The following is a 17,732-nucleotide window of genomic DNA, read 5'->3' on the forward strand; positions in this document are numbered from 1 at the left end:
GCTGCCGGACAGTTCGATTCGCGGCGGGTTTAACCGATGCGCCTGCGCACCAACGGGTTCTAACCTGCCAAGGTGTCCCGAGAAGTGCATCTGCTGGCTTTCGGCAGCACCCGTTCCGCAGGTCCGTGGCGCCATCCCGATATCGACAACAGCACGTCGGCGGTGCGCCGCCGGCTGATCGAACGCGCTCGCACCGCGGAAAGGGGCACCTTCGATGCGCTGTTCTTCCCCGACGGACTGAACTTCGGTCCGCCGGCCACCTGGGCGTACAAGACAACTGAGGACTTCGAACCATTGACGGCCACCGCGGCGCTGTCGTCGGTGACCGAATACATCGGGCTGGTGGTAACCGGCTCAGCCACGCTCGCCCACCCTTATCACCTTGCCCGCCAGTTGCTCTCACTGGATCACCTCAGCGGCGGCAGGGCCGGGTGGAACCTCGTCACCAGCTTCGCCCGCGCCGCGGCAGACAACTTCAGCGACCGCGGGGTGGTTGACCATGACGAGCGCTACGCCGTCGCCGACGAGGCGATCGAGGTAGTCAAGAAACTGTGGGACGGCTGGGGTGAGGAGACGATCGTCGAAGATCGCCGGCGCGGAATCTTCAACGACGTCAACACAATCCAGGTCGCCGATCACCGCGGCCGGCACTTCCAGGTCAGTGGACCACTGGGAGCGGCGCGCTCGCAGCAGGGCCAGCCGGTCATCTTCCAGGCGGGCTCGTCGCCGCGCGGCCGTCAGTTCGCCGCCCGGCATGCCGAGGTGATCTTCACCGGGCAGGGCACCATCTCCCGCGGCCAGGAGTTCTACCGGCAGATCCAGGCCGAGGCGCGTCGCCAGGGCCGGGCACAGGCACCGCTGATCACACCGTCGCTGCGGGTCCTCGTCGGCTCGACCGAGGACGAGGTGCGGCGATTGCAGCAGGCGGAGTTCGACTACTTCAGTCCCGAGTACCAGGCGGGCTGGCTGCTCGAAGTGGACGTCGACGTCACCGGAGCCGACCTGGACGGGCCGGTTCCCGACTCGGCGTTCCCGGCCACCACCGAGACCCACCAGACGGCGCTGGCCGGATACCGCGCACTGGCCACCGACGGCAATCCTACGGTCCGGGAGTTCCTCTACCGCACTGTCAACGGGTGGGGCGCCCGGGTGGCCGGTACGCCTGAGCAGATCGCCGACGAGATCGAGGCCTGGTTCGTCGGCCGGGCAGCCGACGGCTTCGTGCTCGCCGACTCCGGACTTCCCGGACAGCTCGACGATTTCGTCGAACAGGTCGTTCCGGTGTTGCGCAAGCGTGGACTGTTCCGCCACGAGTACAGCGGGCCCACCCTGCGTGACCATCTCGGACTCGCCGTCCCTGCGCGCCGGGTGAGGTCGGCATGAGCCTCGCGCCGTTCGTGCTCTCGGCCTTCACCATGTCGACCGCTTCGCATGGAAACTTCGGCCTGTGGCGGCATCCGGCGGATCGCACCGCGCACTACACCGACCTGAACTATTGGGTGGATCTGGCCCGCCTGCTCGATACCGGGGGCTTCGATCTGCTGTTCGTCGCCGACGCCGTCGGCCAGCTCGACGTGTTCGGGGGCAGCGCACAGGCCGCGCTGGCCCATGCTGTGCAGACCCCCGTCACCGATCCGCTGCTCGCCGTCTCGGCGATGGCCGCGGCCACCACCCGGCTCGGGTTCGGTATCACGGTCTCCACGACCTACGAGAGCCCGTACCTGTTGGCCCGCAAGTTCAGCACGCTCGATCACCTGACCGGCGGGCGGATCGGCTGGAACGTCGTCACCTCGCTACTCGACAGCGCTGCGCGCAACATCCTCGGCCGCGAGCGCCAGATTCCGCACGACGAGCGCTACGCCATCGCCCAGGAGTTCCTGGACGTCACCTACAAGCTGTGGGAGGGATCGTGGGAGGACGGAGCGGTGGTGCGCGATATCGCGCGCGGCGTGTTCACCGACCCCGACAAGGTTCATCCGATCGAGCACGAGGGCCGTTACTTCAGCGTCCCCGGAGCGCATCTGGTCGAGCCCTCACCGCAGCGGACGCCGGTGCTGTTTCAGGCCGGCTCGTCGACGGCGGGCCGCGAATTCGCGGCCAGCAACGCCGAATTGGTGTTCCTGTCGGACCCTCGGCCCGATGTCGTCCGGTCGCGTGTCGATGACATCCGGCGCCGGGCGGTCGAACAGGGGCGGGCGCCGGACTCGGTGCGGTTCCTGACGTCGGTGGAGATCGTCGTCGACAGCACGGCACGGGCCGCGCAGGCTAAGGCTGACGAGCTGTCGCGCTACACCGACCTCGAGGGCGGGCTGGTTCTGTTGTCCGCACTCACCGGGGTCGACTGGTCGACCTACGGGGTCGACCGGCCGATCGAGCAGTTCGACACCGACGCGTGTCGCTCGATCCTGTCCACCATCGAAGACCCCGCGAATCCCGGCCTTCGGCAGCGAATCACATTGCGCGACTATGTCGGAAAGCTCGGCGGCTTCGGCGGTCCGCTCTTCGTGGGGGATCCGGGCAGTGTGGCCGACGGCCTTCGCGACTATGCCGCCCGCACCGGGGTCGACGGGTTCAATGTGGCCTACCACGTCACCCCCGGCAGCTTCGCCGACGTCGCCGAATACCTCGTACCGGAGTTGCGGCGTCGGGGGCTGGTCAGTTCGGACCCGGGGGAGACGTTGCGCCAGCGACTGTTCCCGGCCGGATCGGCCTATCTGCCGGATGACCATCCGGGTTCGGCATACCGCAAAAGAATCTCAGCGATTCGATAACTGACGGTACGGAAAGCTTTCCGGCACCGTAACTATCACATCAACAACAGGTAAAACCCTTGCGTGCCAGGCACTTGCGTGGCGCCGGTGATGCACGCCGGGTTCAGAGAGGTAACGTCATGTCCACATCACACATCGGACTCGGTGGCCGTCGGCTGACCGCGGCAGAATCCACCGGGCTGGAACGAGAAGCGCTGGGCCCCTGGGGCGTGTTCGCCCAGGGTCTGGCCGCGGCGGCGCCCAGCGTGGCCATCGCGTCGGTGCCCTTCGGACTGTTCGTCGCAGCCGGCGGGGGTGCCACGTGGGCGGTACTGATCGGTCTGGCGTTGACAATCCTGATCGCGACGACGATCAGCTTCCAGGCCAAACGCACCGTGTCGTCCGGATCGCTGGGCACCTACACCGGTAACGGCCTCGGTCCCGGTTTCGCCTACGCCGCCGGGTTCAGCTTGCTGCTGGGCTACATCGGGTTCGCCATCACCGGGACCCTCGGCGGTGTGCTGTATCTCGACTCGTTCCTGGAGTCCATCGGGTTGGGTTCGCAGGCGGCCTGGTTCCGACTGCTGCTCGTGGTCGTCGTGGTCGCCGCCGCCACGTTCCTGCCCATCCGGGGTGTCGCGATCGCCGCGAAATATGAACTGGCCTTCGAGGTAATTGCTATCGCGTCGATCCTGGTGATCATCGTGGCCTCCTATGTGAGCTACGGCGCACACATCGACACCGAGCAGTTCAGCCTCTCGCACCTGGGCAACAGTGCCACTTTCATCGCCGCAGTGAGCGCAGTCGGTTCTTACGCCGGATTCGAAAGTGTGGCGTCTCTTGGCGCGGAGGCCAAGAATGCTCACCAAAACATCGCCCGTTCGCTGCTGCGGGTGGTGCTGCTGATCGGTGTGCTCTACATCTTCACGACGTACCCGCAGATTCTGCACTTCGGCGCCATCGACGGGGACAAGGCCGTGCTGCCCCAGCTGGCCGACGTCACCGGGGTCTCGTGGGTCAACTATGTCGTGGGTCTGACGGTGGCGATCGCCTACATCGTGTTCGTCACCGCGGTGACCACCGCCGCCGCCCGGTCGTTGTTCACCCTGGCCCACGAAGGTGCGTTACCGCAGGCGCTGACCCGCGTGCACGCCAAATACAAGACGCCGTGGGTGGGCATCGTCTTCGTCGGAGCTCTGGCGCTGATCTTCTCGGCGACTGCGACCTTCAGCTCGGTGGGCCGGCTGGTGTTCGACGTCTACGGCGGCTACGTGGCCAACTGGGGATTCCTGGTCAGCTACCTCCTTGTCGTCATCGCAACACCTATCTGGCTGCGGAAGATCAACGCGCTCAACGTGACCCGGCTCGTGGTCTCTGTTGCCGCGACACTGGGCATCGGCTATGTGATCTTCTCCAACTTCTACCCGGTTCCGGAGTTCCCGTTCAACATCCTGCCGTTCGTCTTCCTCGGTCTGCTCGCCGCCGGCCTGGCCTGGTACCTCTACCTGCGTAAGACCCGGCCCGAGGTGGCCGCCCGCCTCGGCACCATCCAGACGCTGTCGGAGGCCGAACAGCAGCGGCTGATCGACGAGGGAATCCTCGAGGTGCTCACCGACGAGGCCCCCCGGCACGACGACGACCGCGACAAGCAGGCGGTGGCGAAATGAGCGGTCGCACTCGACTGTTCTTCTCCGCGATCCGTAGTGGATGGCTCACTGCCACAACACCTCCGCGCGAGCTGAAGCAACCGGAGAGCATCGAACTGAGCTGGCTCAACGAAGCGACGTTGGTGGGCATCTCGGTCCCGCCGCCAAGGAGCAAGAAATGACACTGCTCGACATTTCGGTGACAGGTAGTTGGTCGGTCAACCCGATCGCACCCACCGACCATCCGCTGATCGCCGACTTTCTGGCGACCACTCCCGGACTGGGTGGCCGCAAGTTCGCCGCCGACTCCCGCGATGTGGCCGAGCAGCTGGACGGGGCCTTCCAGACGCGTGTCGTGCGCGACAGTCGCGGCCGGGTGCGCGGGTACGCGGCGGTGCATCACCCGCACGGTGAACAGCCCGAGATCCTCGGTGACTTCGCGTTCGGCGGCGAGGTGCCCTCCGACATCGTCGACGATGTCATCGGGCTGACAGTTCGCCGCTTCGAACGCGAATCGGCGGCCATCGCAGGGTCGTTCTTCCGCGTCATCCTCGGCGACGACCAGACCGACGTGATCGATGCCCTCAAACGGCGGGGTGCCGTGCGAGAGGCCCAGTTCGTCGGTACTCGCAAGCCGTTGCATACCGAGGATGAGGATGCGTTGGAGCAGTACCGCATTCCGGGCATCACGGTGATCGGCTGGCCCGAGATCATCAGCCGCGGGCTGGGCGAGCAGGTGCGCCAACTCCAGCATGCGACCTTCCTGGAGCACTTCGGCAACATGTCGAAGACGCCCGAGGACTGGCAGCACCACATTCACAGCCGATCATTCACACCGGATTTCAGCAATGCCGCGGTGGATGACAGTGGCGAGGTCGTCGGCTACGTGTTGGGCTCCACCTACACCTCGGGGACAGCACCGGGCGAGGAGCGCAGCGCTCACACCGACTACATCGGTGTCCGGCCCGACCAGCGCAAGCATGGAATCGGCGAGCTCCTGCTGCGCAAGATCTGGCTGGCCGCGTTGCGCCGCGGACTGACCGCTGCCTCGCTAGGCACCGATATCAACAACCGCAGCAAGGCCCATCTGCTCTACCGGCGCCTCGGCTATGTCACGGTGTCGCATCAGTCGGCTTACCGGATCGATACCGCAGGGGCGCAGTCATGACCGAATCCACGACTTATCTTGCTGTTCCGACGGCGTCGGACACCGATCTGTCCTCAGCGTTCGGCCCGATCTTCGACAAGATCGCCGAGGCCAGTGTCGAACGTGAACGCGACCGGGTGTTTCCCTACGAGCAGGTGCGCTGGCTCAACGACGCCGGCTTCGGGACGCTGCGCATTCCGGCGACCAACGGCGGGTTCGGTGCCTCCCTGGAGCAGACGTTCCAGCTGCTGGCCGACCTGGCCGCCGCCGACTCCAACGTCGCGCATGTCTGGCGCAATCATCTGGCCTTTGTCGAGGACAGGCTCAACGCTGAGGTCACCGACGGCAACGACACCTGGATCAAACGCTTCCTCGGTGGCGAGTTCGTCGGCGGCGGATGGACCGAGGCCAACAATGTTCCGCTGGCCAACCTGACGACGACGATCACCGCCGAGGACGACCACTGGTTGGTCAGCGGCGCGAAATACTATGCGACAGGTAGCCTTTACGCGGACTGGCTCGACGTCCTCGGGCGTGGTGATGACGGCGAACTCCTGACGGCGCTGGTCCGCAGCGACGATGTCGGCGTCACCCTCGTCGACGACTGGGAGGGATTCGGTCAGCGCACCACGGCCAGCGGTACCGCACGCTACGAGCGGGCGCGCGCCGACCGTGGGGACGTGTTCCCGGCGACCGACCGGTTCAGCTATCAGGGCCACTTCTATCAGAACGCGATGCACTCGGTGCTGACCGGAATCGCCAAAGCCGCACTGCGGGACGGGTCGACGGCATTGACCGAGCGGATCAGGAATTATCCGCAGGGCCTGACCCCGGTCCCGGCCGCCGACCCCCAGCTACTTCAGGTGATCGGTGAGGTGTCGGCCGATGTGTTCGCAGCGGAGTCCGCGCTCGCGCGCAGCAGCCGTGCCCTGGACCGGATCGTCGAAGGCAGGATCAGCGGTGACCCCGCCGATGCGCGTCAGCGTCTGATCGACGCGGAGGTCGCCGTCGACCAGGCACAGCTGGTCATCATCGCCGCTGCGTTGTCGGCCACCACGCACGTCTTCGATGCACTCGGGGCCTCCGGGGTGTCCGAACGGCTGGGACTGGACCGGCATTGGCGTAACGCGCGGACGCTGGCCTCGCATAATCCGCGGGTGTACAAGGCCCGGATCCTCGGTGACTGGCTGATCAACCGTGCCGATCCGGTGGCCGACCTGGCGTCACTGGGCCGTGGCGGGCAGGGCAACTGAGCCAGCCACCCGAGCCGACGTTGTGTCCAGCAACGGTGCACACTTTCGGTGTGACATCTGCTGAGCCTTCGCCGCCCGCCCTGTCGATCAAGGGGTTGCGCAAGGTCTACCGCGGGGGCTTCACCGCAGTCGACGGCCTGGACCTGGAACTGCCCGAGGGCACCATCTTCGGTCTGCTGGGACCCAACGGAGCCGGCAAGACCACGCTCATCGGCTCGGTGTGCAACATCGTCAGTCCGACCGACGGTCAGCTCCGGGTCTTCGGCCACGATCACACCACCCGGGCCGCGCGTCGCCTGATCGGGTTGGCAGAACAGGAGATCAACCTCGACCGATTCCTGTCGGTCCGCCAGCTGCTCGTGTACCACGCCGGCTATCACGGGATCGGGCGCGCGACGGCGCGCCGCCGCGCCGACGAGTTGCTGGAGCTTTTCGAGCTGGGGCACAAGAGCACCGCGCGGGCCTACGAACTCTCCGGCGGTATGCAGCGCCGGTTGGTGCTGGCGCGCGCATTGATGCACCGGCCGCGGTTGCTGATCCTCGATGAGCCCACCGCCGGTGTCGACGTTGCGCTGCGCACCGAGATCTGGCGGCTGACAAAGGAACTCAACGCAGGCGGAACGACGATCCTGCTGACGACCCACTACCTCGAGGAAGCCGAGACTCTCTGCGACGAGTTCGCTCTGATCGTGGCCGGCCGGATCGTCGATCGGGGCTCGGCGGCCACACTGCGCCGACGGCACCGGGCACGCGACATCTCCGAGGTCTACCACCGGGTCATCAGCCGCGAGGGTGCCCGATGAGCAGCTCCCGAGTGGCATTCGAGCGGGCGCCGTTTCTGTGGTTGGCCGAGCGGGAGATCCTGCGCTTCCTCAACATCTGGCAGTACACGATTGTCGGGCCCGTACTGTCCACCATCCTGTTCGTCATCGTGTTCGGTTCGGCTCTGGGCAACCACGTGGACGGAATCGCCGGAATTCCCTACGGACAGTTCATCGTTCCCGGTCTGTTCGCCCAGGCCATCGTCAACGTCGGATTCTTCAACGGCACGACGAGCCTGTTCGAGGCCCGTCGCGACAAGTACATCCATGATGTGTTCGCCAGCCCACTGCGATGGTGGGAGATCAACGCGGCACTGGTGACCGGGGGGCTGGCCCGCGGCACGATCGTCGGTGCCGCAGTGCTGGCGATCGCCCTGCCGCTGACCCACACCGCCGGTGTGGCCCGTCCGGTTGTCTTCGCCCTCGGGACGCTCGGGGTTCTGGTGGTCGCGGCACAGACCGGCGTGATCGCCGGCAGCCTGGCCAAGTCGCTGGACCACGTCTACTCGATGGAGTCGATCATCCTGCTGCCCTTGGGCTTCCTCGGGGGCGTCTTCTATTCGGTGCGGCAGCTGCCCCATGTCTGGGATCTGCTGAGCCGGGTCAATCCGGTCTTCTGGCTGGTGCAGGTGGAGCGCATCGGGCTTCTCGGAGATGCCGATGTCAGCGCCGGTGCGGCGCTGGCCGTGGTGTGGGCGCTTGCGCTGGGCCTGTCGGTGTGGTCGGCGGTGATCTTCGGGTCTGACCAGCTCAAGGCCTGACCGGTAGCGCTATCGGGTGGCGAACGTCGTCGGGCGGGCGGCGAGCAGATCGGCCCACAGGTCGAACGCCTCGGCCTGATGGGGTACCGACTGGTCGACGGGTCCGGCGATGGCGACCAGCGCGCGGGCGATCGCGCCGAGGCCGACCCCGGTCCGGTGGACGGCGGCGACCAGCTCGGCGAACGCCTCCCGCTCCGAGCAGCCGCGCAGGCCGACCAGAATGCCGGTCGCCAGATCGATGACTCGGCGCGAGGTGTCAACGTAGCGGTAGCTCATGGGTTCATCGTCGCGGTGGCCGCGGTCGCGGGACAAGAGATCGGTGCACGATGATCCGAGGTGGATTCCGCCGTGTCGACCTGCTTCAGACCCGTGTAGTTCTCGTGAAGGCCCGTGGCGGTGCCCACCGCCGGTCCCGCACAATGGCGCACGTGCTCCCCGTACTCGACCTGAGGCAGGCCGACGGCAATCCGCAGGCGTTTCGGTCGCGGTTGCGCGAGGCCGCCCACGACTTCGGTTTCTTCTATCTGGTGGGCCACGGGGTCGACGACGAGCAGGCCCGGCAGGTGCTGGCGCTGGCGCGAGAGTTCTTCGCGCTGCCGGCCGATGTTAAAGCCGAGATCAGCCAGCTGAAAAGCCCCCAGTTCCGGGGCTACTCGCGCCTCGGTGGTGAGCTGACCAACGGCAAAGTCGACTGGCGTGAGCAGATCGACATCGGTCCGCAACGCCCGGTGATCGACGGCGCGACGGGCTACTGGCGGCTGCAGGGCCCCAATCTGTGGCCGTCCTCGCCGCCGGGCTTTCGGGCGGCGTTCGAAGCCTGGGACGCCAGCCTGTCCGCGTTGGGTCTGCGGTTGTTGCGGCACTGGGCGGCCTCACTGGGGGCCGCCGAGGACACCTTCGACGCGGCTTTCGCCGACCGGCCCGCAACCCTGATAAAGGTGGTCCGGTACCCGGGGCGCGACGACTATCGGCAAGGCGTTGGTACGCACAAGGATTCGGGCGTTTTGACCCTACTGCTATTGGAGCCCGGATCCACCGGCCTGCAGGTCGAGCTCTCCGATGGGCAGTGGCTCGACGCCCCGCCGGTGCCCGGCGCCTTCGTCGTCAACATCGGGGAGCTACTCGAGGTCGCCACCGGTGGATATCTGCGCGCCACCCGCCACCGGGTGCTGGCGCCGGAGCCCGGCACCGATCGGGTGTCCATCCCGTACTTCGTCAACCCCGGTCTGGACGCGACCATCCCGATCATCGCGTTGCCGCCCGACTTGGCGGCCCGCTCCCGGGGTGTGGAGGCCGACCCGGACAACCCCATCTTCAACACCTACGGCGAGAACGCGTGGAAGTCGCGGACCCGAGCGCACCCCGACGTGGCTGAACTGCACCACGGGATCAAACCCGCAGGGCCGGCCGCGGCATACTGATTTCTTCGTGTTGAGCACAACCATGGGCGGGTGCGGCCCCCGGCGCTAGCTTGAACAGGGTGTTCGATGTGCGCCGGCTGCGGGTCCTGCAGGAGGTTGCCCGGTGCGGTTCGCTGTCCGGTGCAGCGGCCACCCTGAACTACACGACCTCGGCTGTATCGCAACAGATTTCGGCGCTAGAACGCGAACTCGCAGCGACCTTGTTGGTGCGTGGTCCGTCGGGTGCTCAAGTCACCGCCGCGGGCACCAGGCTGCTCGAGCACGCCGAGCGGATCCTCGACGCCATTGACGCCGCCGAGCGCGACCTCACCCGACTGGCCACGGCAGCGCCCGCTGTCGTGCGGGTCGCGTCGTTCACCAGTGCGGCCGCGGCGATCCTGCCCCGCGCGCTGGCGAGGTTTCGCAGCCGCTACCCGGGCACCGACGTGGAGATCGTCGACGCCGATCCGGACGACGGCGTCGCCCTGCTTGCCGCCGGGGGAGTGGACGCAGCGATCATCACCGAAGTCCCCGGCGAACGCAGTCAGTACCCGCACGTGGTGGCCGTCCCGGTGTACGACGACGAGTTCTTCGTCGTCCTGCCGTCCGATCACCGACTCTGCGCGGCAGCTGAAGTGCCGCTGCCGGCCCTGGCCACCGACCAATGGGTGGTGAGCTCGGCGACCGGGACCTGTCCGGATACCCGGGTGTTCCACAATGCCTGTCGCCAAGCCGGTTTCGCGCCCTCAGTGACCTTCCGCGCGGAGGATTACGCCACCGTGCAGGGTTTGGTGGCCGCCAACTTCGGGGTGTCACTGGTGCCCTCGCTGGCGGCCTCCGGATCGCGATCGGACGTGGCGGTACGACGGGTCGCCGGCCGGCGACCGGTACGGCGGATCGCGGTGGCGACTGCCGAGCCGCCCGGGCGTGGAACGGCACTGGCAGCGCTGGTCGCCCTCATCCAGGCAGTTGGTGCGCGGCTTGCCGCCGACGAGGTGTACAGCATTCCTGCACACCCGTTCAGCGTCGCTTGACACCGGCTCGCCCCGCCAATTCTCCGCCTAGCATTCCTGGTCATCAACCCGATCGCCGAACCGCATAGGTGACCAATGAGATTCCCGCACAACCGATGTCCCATCCACCCCCATCCACCGCACATCTAGCCAGGAGTGAATTGCCATGACCACCGCCCAAACCTCAGCCCCGGTGCTGCACTCGGCCGACGAGGCCCTCGCGGTCGCGCACCTGCTTGCCGCCGACATCGGCGCCGGTGCCGTCCAACGGGAGATCGACGGCGTGCTTCCCGTCGAGCAACTCCGCCAGGTGGGGGCTTCGGGGCTGCTGGGCATCATCGTGCCTGCCGAACACGGCGGGCCTGATCTTCCACGGTCGACGGCGGTCGAGGTCTTGCGCATCCTGTCCCGGGCCGACTCCGCGGTCGGTCAGCTGCTGCTGTCCCACTACGTGCTGTCGGCGGCGATTCGCGGACTGGGTCAAAATGATCCTGCACCAAGGATTTTCGCCGATGTACTGGCCGGTGCCCAATTGGGTAACGCGAGCGTGGAGCGTGGGACCCGGACCTCGGTGGACAGACTCACCACGGTGCGGCGGCGGTCGGAGGGGGGATGGGTGCTCGACGGCACGAAGTACTACGCCACCGGCTCGCTCGGTGCGACCTGGATCGCTGTCGCGGCGCGCATCCCCGGCACCGATCCGGCACACGGGGCGACGGTCTTCGTCCGGCCCGAGGACGTCGGTGTCGCACTGCATCTGGACAAGTGGTCGTCCTTCGGCCAGCGTGGCACGGCCAGCGGCGAGGTGGTTTTCGACGGCGTGGTGGTCGACGACGAGTTCGTGATCGACGAGGGACCCGATCCCGACCCGGTCACATCGGACCCGTCTGTTCTCGGTGCGTTCGACCAAGCCCTGCACGCCGCAGTGGACATCGGAATCGCGCGGGCAGCGTTGGAGGACGGCGCCGAGTTCGTCCGCACCACCAGCAGGCCATGGTTCGAGGCCCAGGTCGACTCCGCGGCCGACGAGCCGCACGTCATCCGGCGGTTCGGCGAACTGACGGCGCGGCTGTTCGCATTGGAGGCACTGCTGGCGCACGGTGCCGGACTGGTCGACGACGCACTGGCTGAGGCGGAGCTGACCAGGGATTCCGCGGCCGCGGCCTCACTGCAGGTCGCCGCGGCGAAGGCGCTGGCCCAGGAGTTCGCCGTGGAGATCGCCAGCGGGGTGTTCGAACTCGCCGGCGCCTCGGCGACCGACCGCCGTCACGCCCTGGATCGGCACTGGCGCAATATCCGAGTGCATTCCCTGCACGACCCGGCCCGGTGGAAGTACGTCCACCTCGGCAATCACACGCTGCACGGCACCCGTCCGCCGCGCCTCGGCGTTCTCTTGTAAACCTGTTTTCTCACAGGAGTTTTCATGACCAAGTTCTATGTCACCGGCAGTATCAACGTCCCTACCGTCGAGGATGCCTTTCGGCTCGTGGGCGCTCGGCTACAACCCGGCGTGAGCAGGGTTCCCGACGGGGAGCCCGGTGACCGGGCCAACTGGGTGTTCACCCAGGCGGATCACTTCCTGAACAACCCGACCCTGGACGTGGTCGGCGACCGGGCCAGGGTTCGGCCCGGCGTCGCAGTGAGTTTCGGCCCCGTCGACTACCACAGCATCGCCGCGGAGTCCTATGCGAAATTCCGCCAGGCCCGCGAAAGTGGGGTGCTGCAGGAGGGCTCGCGATTCCTGGTGTCGATCCCGACCCCCTTCAACGCGGTGAACTCGTTTGTCGAGTTCGACGATCGGGTCGAGGTGGCCGCCGCCTACGAGCAAGCCCTGCGGCACAGTGTCGATGCCGTGCAGGACGCGATCCCGCCCGCGGACCTTGCCATCCAGTGGGATCTGCCGACGGAACTGGCAACGATCGAGGGCTGGTTCGAGAACCCCTATGACGGTTTCGAACCGATCTTCGCCGCCACTGCGAGGGTGGCTGACTGGGTACACGACGACGCCGAATTGACGTTCCATCTGTGCTACGGCGACTCCAAGTTCGGGGCCTCGCCGTTCATGGGGGAGCCGCCCAACGCCGAGGCCGCCGCCCGCGGTGGACGGCACATCCTGCCGCGCGATGCCTCGACGATCGTGGCGGTATCCAACGGTCTGTCGCGGCACGTCTCGCGCCGCATCGATGCGATCCAGGCCGCGACGGTGGCCGCGTGGACTAAGCGTGCGCACTGGCAGCCGCTGGCTGACCTCGCCCTGGAACCGGAGACGGAGTTCTACCTCGGCCTCCTGCATGCCGAGGACGGTGCACAGGGGGCCGCCGCCCGCGCGGCGGTGGCGGCGGAGTTTCTCCCCGATTTCGGCCTGTCGACCGAATGCGGTCTCGGGCGGCACTCGGCCGAGCAGCTGGAGGCGGTGCTGGTGGCCTGGCAGCAGTACACGGCCGCCCACGAACCGGCCCTGGCCGGGTGACCGCGTCGAGACTAGGAGAGACGTCATGACCGATACCGTCATCGCACCCGAGGTCGAGCGAATTGCGGTCGCGGACACCATCACACGCGAACCCCAGGGCAATCCCGGGGTACTGGGGCTTCCGTTGATCATCGCCGGAGCGCTGGGCCTGGGATTCACCAACACCGGGATCATCACAGCAGGCTCGGCCGCCGTGCCGATCCTGCTGTCGGCCACCACGGTGGGACTGCTGATCACCACGATCTGGTCGGCGGCACTGCGACAGAACGTCAATGTGACCGTCTACGGGGTGTTCTTCGGTTTCTACGGAAGCTATTCGGTTCTGTCGCTGGGATTCACCCACGATTGGTTCGGCATTCCGGCAGCCGCCGTCCAGGACACCACGGCCTTGTGGCTGGCCAGCTGGTTGCTGACCATCGGTCTGCTCACCGTGCTGACGCTACGGCTGCCGTGGACATACCCGCTGTTGCTGGCGATCGTCGACGTCGCGTTGATCCTGCTTCTGATCGGAACGCTGACAGGTAGCGACGTGGCGACGAAGGCGGGTGGCTGGTTCGTATTCGCCTTCGTGGCCTTCGTCGTCTACTTCTATGTCGCAACCCTGTGGGAGGAGACCGGAGGGCGCGCGCTACCGCTGGGCCGGCCGCTGGTCAGCTGACGTGCGGCCGCCGCTGAGATAGGCGGCCATCGCCAGGACCGACAGTGTCACCATCACCACCGCCAGCGGTAGCGCGGTGTGCTCGCCACCGAGACCGACGAGCGGAGAGACCGCCGCCCCAAGCCCGAACTGCACGGCGCCCAGGCCCGCCGAGCCTGCGCCGGCAGCACGCGGGACTGCGGACAGTGCCAATGCGGTGGCGTTACCGAGGATCAGGCCCTGGCAGGACACGGCCACGAAGATCGGAATGGCGATCGTCCACGCCGGCGCACCAGTGAGCACGAGGCCCAGCAGGGTCAGCGTCGCCGCCAGCGTCAGGCCGAGGCCCGCACCGAGCAGCTTTCGGCTGGAGATGCTCGCAGTCAGGCGCGCGGACAGCGCGCTCACCGCGGTGAGTCCCAGCGCATTGACGGCGAACGCGATGCCGTACTGCATCGGGGTGAGGCCGAGCATCACCTGGTAGACGAACGGCGAGGCCGAGATGTAGGCCATCATCACCGCGAAACCGAAGCCGAACGCCAGCGTATTGCCGATGTAGGTGCGTGACCGCAACTCGTGCCACGGTGAGACACCATCGGCGGCATGCGCTTTCAGGGCGGCTCGGCGTTCCTTGGGATGCGATTCGCGCACCAGTGCGACAGTTGCGACGAACATCGCCACGGCGATGCCGCCGACGACCCACAGGATGCCGCGCCAGCCGACCGGACCCACCAGCAGCCCGCCGGCGAACGGGGCGACGACCGGGGCGATGCCGCCGACGATCATCATCAGGCTGAAGGCCCGTGCCGCAGCCTTTCCGGTCGCGAGGTCGGAGATGACGGCCCGGCCGATGACCATGCCGGCCGCGCCGGTGAACCCCTGCGCGAAGCGTGCCGTGACCAGGATGCCGACGGTCGGGGCCATCGCCGCCACCGCGCTGGCGACCACACACAGCAGGGTGCCGACGACCAGCGGGCCGCGCCGTCCGATCCGGTCCGAGAGCGGCCCGAAGGCGAGCTGTCCGAAGGTGAGGCCGAGCAGGAATGCGGTGAGCGTCAACTGGACGGCGGTGGCACTGGCGTGCAGTTCGACCGTCATCTCCGGGAAGGCGGGCAGGTACAGGTCGGTGGCCACCGGGGCGACGGCCGACAACAACGCCAGCACCAGAAGCAGCCAGGGCGATATCGATCTGTCGCGCTGGGCAGTCTGGGTCGGCTCGGTCACGGCGGTCGTCATGTCCATCCTTGAAGCTAGATAATTATGATGTAATAACTATGTAATCATAACCAACTCCGTTAGGATTTGTCCATGGAGAGTGAGCTGGCCGACCTCGCCGAGGTGATCCTCGTCGTCGCCCGCGAGATCCGGATGGGGATGGAACCCGACACGGTGCTGACGCCATCGGAGGCGCACGTCATGCGCTATATCGACGACCACCCGGGGGCGGCGCCCAGCGACGTCGCCAGGTTCACCGGCCTGCAGCGCAGCAACCTCAGCACCGCCCTCAAAGGGCTCGAGCGCCGCGGATTCGTCGAACGCCGCGCCGACGTGCACGACGCCCGCGGAGTCAACCTCTTCCCGACCACGCTTGCCGCCGACAACCTGACCCGACTGCGCAGCCAGTGGGCCCGGCAGATGTCGATCGCGTTCGGTGACGATCTGCGGGATGTGGCGACCGTCAAGAACCTGCTGGATCGCGCCGAGGCGCGGCTGCTGGCCGACCGCCTGGGCTGACCCGCTATATCCGGCTGTTTGTAGGCCATCCGCCTACATCCGGCTATTTGTAGGCCATCCGCCTACATCGGCGCGTTGGCCGGCTGGAACACCCCGGTGCTGTCCGCCTCTTCCTCGGCACGAATCACGTGCACGACGGCGTTGATCAACGCCAGGTGTGTGAAGGCCTGCGGGAAGTTGCCCAGGTGCCGCCCTGTCCGCGGCTCGATCTCCTCGGCATACAGATGCAACGGGCTGGCGAAGGACAGCAGTCGCTCGCACAGATGGCGCGCCCGGCTGACCTCGCCGATCTCCACCAGCGCCGACACCAGCCAGAATGAGCAGATGGTGAAGCTGCCCTCCTCGCCGGACAGCCCGTCGTCGGTCTCCTCGACGCGGTAGCGCAGCACCAGCCCGTCTTCGGTGAGCTCGTCGGCGATCGCCAGCACCGTCGCCCGCACCCGCGGATCGTCGGACGGCAGGAACCGCACCAGCGGGACGAGCAGCAGGGAGGCGTCCAGGGCGTCGTCGCCGTAGCGCTGGGTGAGGACCCCACGCTTGTCGACCCCGTTGGTCAGGATGTCGGCCTTGATCTCCTCGGCGATCGCCCGCCACTGCTGGGCGTAGCTCTTCTCGCCGACGAGTTCGGCCAGCTTCGAGCCGCGGTCCAGGGCCACCCAGCACATCACCTTCGAGGAGGTGAAGTGCTGCGGTTCCCCGCGCACCTCCCAGATCCCGCGGTCGGGTTCCTTCCAGTGCTTGATGGCCTCTTCGACCTGCTCCTTGAGCACCGGCCACAACTGATCGGAGATCTGCTCGCGCGACTTGGCATGCAGGTACACCGAGTCGAGCATGGTGCCCCAGATGTCGTGCTGGCGCTGGTTATAGGCCCCGTTCCCGATGCGCACCGGCCGGGCGTTGTCGTAGCCGGAGAGGTGATTGAGTTCCTCTTCGACCAGTTCACGCTCGCCGCCGACGGCATACATCACCTGCAGCGGATGGCGTTCGCCGTTGTTGGCACCCGACACGTCGGCGATGAAGGAGAAGAAGTCGTCGGCCTCGCGGTCCAGACCCAGGGTGTAAAGCCCCCACAGCGCGAAGGTCGAGTCACGTACCCAGGCGTAGCGGTAGTCCCAGTTCCGTTCCCCCTGCGGTGTCTCGGGCAACGAGGTGGTGCTGGCCGCCAGCAGGGCGCCGGTGGGCGAGTAGGTCAGCCCCTTGAGCGTGAGCGCACTGCGCTGCAGATACGACCGCCACGGGTGGTCCGGGAAGTCTCCGATGTTGATCCACTGCCGCCACGCCTCGCTGGTCTGCCACATCTTGTCGGCGGCCTCGTCGTAGGTCTGCGGCGACGGATGCTTGGACCACGACAGCGCGACGAAGATGTTGTCGCCCTCTTTGAGCCGGGTGCGGGCCCGGGCCTCCCGGCCTTCCAGACCGATGCGCAGGTTGGTCGTCAGCCGCAGGGTCGGATGCGCGTCGGGATCCTTGCGGGCCCGGGCGATGGCCTCGCCGTAGGCGTTGGCCGAGTACTCCCAGGTGGCGTTGACCCGGGCGTAGTCGAACGACGGCTCGCAGTTCATCACCAGTTCGACAGTGCCGCTGACGCATTTCACGGTGCGCAAAAGGATGTGCTCGGCGTCCCAGTCCATCGGGGTGCGACGGTGTGTGCGCGACCGGGTGTCGATGTCGTGCCAGGGACCCATGACCAGCGCGTCGCGCACGATCACCCAACCCGTGTGGGTCTGCCAGGTGGTCTCGAGGATCAGGCTGCCGGGCAGGTAGCGGCGCGCGGCCGGAACCGACACGCCGTAGGGCCCGAGCCGGAAGTGCCCGGCGCCGCGGTCGAGGATGGCGCCGAAGACGCTGGGGGAGTCCGGCCGCGGGACGCATAGCCACTCGACGGCGCCCGCCGAGGAGATCAGGCAGGTGTTCTCGCAATCCGACAGGAAGGCGTAGTCGGCGATCGGCGGGAACGGGTTACGCAGTGGCCCGCCCGGGGTGTACGGCACCGGGGCAGTGGCAGACAGCGGCGTCGGCGTCTGGTAGGCCGGCACGGCTGTGTCCTCGTCCGCTGGCTGGGCTTGCAGAACCATTCAGACATCATCGACCGCGCAGACG

At 67.1% G+C, this 17,732-nt stretch carries 16 protein-coding genes; 13 read left to right on the top strand and 3 right to left on the bottom strand.

From position 1 onward, the window contains the following. Positions 1-72 precede the first annotated feature (72 nt). The 7 genes from HBE64_RS08360 to HBE64_RS08390 all read left to right on the top strand — a co-directional run bounded on the left by HBE64_RS08360 (position 73) and on the right by HBE64_RS08390 (position 8,378). The gene (locus HBE64_RS08360) at positions 73-1,383 is read left to right on the top strand and encodes an NtaA/DmoA family FMN-dependent monooxygenase (RefSeq protein WP_167100248.1); all 1,311 of its coding nucleotides are present in this window, start codon (positions 73-75) and stop codon (positions 1,381-1,383) included. Then, entirely contained in the window at positions 1,380-2,771 is a 1,392-nt protein-coding gene (locus HBE64_RS08365; protein WP_243841539.1) for an LLM class flavin-dependent oxidoreductase, read from the top strand. The genes HBE64_RS08360 and HBE64_RS08365 overlap by 4 nt, the downstream gene beginning before the upstream one ends. 119 nt (positions 2,772-2,890) lie before the next feature. Further along, positions 2,891-4,417: an APC family permease gene (locus tag HBE64_RS08370; RefSeq protein ID WP_167100251.1), complete on the top strand. Its 1,527-nt coding sequence runs from the start codon at positions 2,891-2,893 to the stop codon at positions 4,415-4,417. Positions 4,418-4,574: 157 nt separating this feature from the next. Continuing rightward, on the top strand, positions 4,575-5,564 hold the full coding sequence (locus HBE64_RS08375; RefSeq protein ID WP_167100253.1) for an N-acetyltransferase: 990 nt from the start codon (positions 4,575-4,577) through the stop codon (positions 5,562-5,564). Next, positions 5,561-6,796, top strand: coding sequence for an acyl-CoA dehydrogenase (locus HBE64_RS08380; protein ID WP_167100257.1), 1,236 nt, complete (start codon positions 5,561-5,563; stop codon positions 6,794-6,796). Before HBE64_RS08375 ends, HBE64_RS08380 begins: the two co-directional genes overlap by 4 nt. A 50-nt stretch (positions 6,797-6,846) precedes the next feature. Continuing rightward, positions 6,847-7,599, top strand: coding sequence for an ABC transporter ATP-binding protein (locus HBE64_RS08385; RefSeq protein ID WP_167100260.1), 753 nt, complete (start codon positions 6,847-6,849; stop codon positions 7,597-7,599). After that, on the top strand, positions 7,596-8,378 hold the full coding sequence (locus HBE64_RS08390) for an ABC transporter permease (RefSeq protein WP_167100262.1): 783 nt from the start codon (positions 7,596-7,598) through the stop codon (positions 8,376-8,378). Before HBE64_RS08385 ends, HBE64_RS08390 begins: the two co-directional genes overlap by 4 nt. A 9-nt stretch (positions 8,379-8,387) precedes the next feature. Here HBE64_RS08390 and HBE64_RS08395 read toward each other — a convergent pair whose 3' ends face one another. After that, on the bottom strand, positions 8,388-8,654 hold the full coding sequence (locus tag HBE64_RS08395) for an ANTAR domain-containing protein (protein ID WP_167100265.1): 267 nt from the start codon (positions 8,652-8,654) through the stop codon (positions 8,388-8,390). A 152-nt stretch (positions 8,655-8,806) separates the two neighbouring features. On the opposite strand from HBE64_RS08395, the gene HBE64_RS08400 reads away from it, so the two are divergent. The 5 genes from HBE64_RS08400 (at position 8,807) to HBE64_RS08420 (ending at position 13,919) form a co-directional block, all read left to right on the top strand. Then, complete coding sequence (locus tag HBE64_RS08400) at positions 8,807-9,799, top strand: isopenicillin N synthase family oxygenase (RefSeq protein WP_167100267.1); 993 nt, start codon at positions 8,807-8,809, stop codon at positions 9,797-9,799. 59 nt (positions 9,800-9,858) lie between these two features. Further along, entirely contained in the window at positions 9,859-10,812 is a 954-nt protein-coding gene (locus HBE64_RS08405) for a LysR family transcriptional regulator (protein WP_167100270.1), read from the top strand. A gap of 145 nt (positions 10,813-10,957) precedes the next feature. Continuing rightward, on the top strand, positions 10,958-12,190 hold the full coding sequence (locus HBE64_RS08410; protein WP_167100273.1) for an acyl-CoA dehydrogenase family protein: 1,233 nt from the start codon (positions 10,958-10,960) through the stop codon (positions 12,188-12,190). Between the two features lie 24 nt (positions 12,191-12,214). Next, on the top strand, positions 12,215-13,261 hold the full coding sequence (locus tag HBE64_RS08415) for a hypothetical protein (RefSeq protein WP_167100276.1): 1,047 nt from the start codon (positions 12,215-12,217) through the stop codon (positions 13,259-13,261). Between the two features lie 25 nt (positions 13,262-13,286). Then, the gene (locus HBE64_RS08420; protein WP_167100279.1) at positions 13,287-13,919 is read left to right on the top strand and encodes a GPR1/FUN34/YaaH family transporter; all 633 of its coding nucleotides are present in this window, start codon (positions 13,287-13,289) and stop codon (positions 13,917-13,919) included. Here the strand turns inward: HBE64_RS08420 and HBE64_RS08425 are convergent. Further along, positions 13,890-15,134 carry a multidrug effflux MFS transporter gene (locus tag HBE64_RS08425; RefSeq protein ID WP_167100283.1) on the bottom strand — a complete coding sequence of 415 codons (1,245 nt, stop codon included), beginning with the start codon at positions 15,132-15,134 and terminating at the stop codon, positions 13,890-13,892. The two genes, HBE64_RS08420 and HBE64_RS08425, sit on opposite strands and share 30 nt — an antisense overlap. 72 nt (positions 15,135-15,206) lie before the next feature. Between HBE64_RS08425 and HBE64_RS08430 the strand changes: the two genes are divergently transcribed. Next, positions 15,207-15,632, top strand: coding sequence for a MarR family winged helix-turn-helix transcriptional regulator (locus HBE64_RS08430; RefSeq protein ID WP_167100286.1), 426 nt, complete (start codon positions 15,207-15,209; stop codon positions 15,630-15,632). A 62-nt stretch (positions 15,633-15,694) separates the two neighbouring features. Here the strand turns inward: HBE64_RS08430 and HBE64_RS08435 are convergent, their stop codons facing one another. Beyond that, positions 15,695-17,707: a glycoside hydrolase family 15 protein gene (locus HBE64_RS08435; RefSeq protein ID WP_243841540.1), complete on the bottom strand. Its 2,013-nt coding sequence runs from the start codon at positions 17,705-17,707 to the stop codon at positions 15,695-15,697. Positions 17,708-17,732 lie beyond the last annotated feature (25 nt).

It is taken from the genome of Mycobacterium sp. DL592 (assembly GCF_011694515.1).
Lineage (GTDB): Bacteria > Actinomycetota > Actinomycetes > Mycobacteriales > Mycobacteriaceae > Mycobacterium.

Bases quoted from the DNA above. Each gene is read 5' to 3' on its own strand.
- HBE64_RS08395 (WP_167100265.1), bottom strand. From the start codon at position 8,654: ATGAGCTACCGCTACGTTGACACCTCGCGCCGAGTCATCGATCTGGCG.
- HBE64_RS08365 (WP_243841539.1), top strand. From the start codon at position 1,380: ATGAGCCTCGCGCCGTTCGTGCTCTCGGCCTTCACCATGTCGACCGCT.
- HBE64_RS08430 (WP_167100286.1), top strand. From the start codon at position 15,207: ATGGAGAGTGAGCTGGCCGACCTCGCCGAGGTGATCCTCGTCGTCGCC.
- HBE64_RS08435 (WP_243841540.1), bottom strand. From the start codon at position 17,707: ATGGTTCTGCAAGCCCAGCCAGCGGACGAGGACACAGCCGTGCCGGCC.
- HBE64_RS08425 (WP_167100283.1), bottom strand. From the start codon at position 15,134: ATGACGACCGCCGTGACCGAGCCGACCCAGACTGCCCAGCGCGACAGA.
- HBE64_RS08390 (WP_167100262.1), top strand. From the start codon at position 7,596: ATGAGCAGCTCCCGAGTGGCATTCGAGCGGGCGCCGTTTCTGTGGTTG.
- HBE64_RS08410 (WP_167100273.1), top strand. From the start codon at position 10,958: ATGACCACCGCCCAAACCTCAGCCCCGGTGCTGCACTCGGCCGACGAG.
- HBE64_RS08420 (WP_167100279.1), top strand. From the start codon at position 13,287: ATGACCGATACCGTCATCGCACCCGAGGTCGAGCGAATTGCGGTCGCG.
- HBE64_RS08415 (WP_167100276.1), top strand. From the start codon at position 12,215: ATGACCAAGTTCTATGTCACCGGCAGTATCAACGTCCCTACCGTCGAG.
- HBE64_RS08375 (WP_167100253.1), top strand. From the start codon at position 4,575: ATGACACTGCTCGACATTTCGGTGACAGGTAGTTGGTCGGTCAACCCG.
- HBE64_RS08370 (WP_167100251.1), top strand. From the start codon at position 2,891: ATGTCCACATCACACATCGGACTCGGTGGCCGTCGGCTGACCGCGGCA.
- HBE64_RS08380 (WP_167100257.1), top strand. From the start codon at position 5,561: ATGACCGAATCCACGACTTATCTTGCTGTTCCGACGGCGTCGGACACC.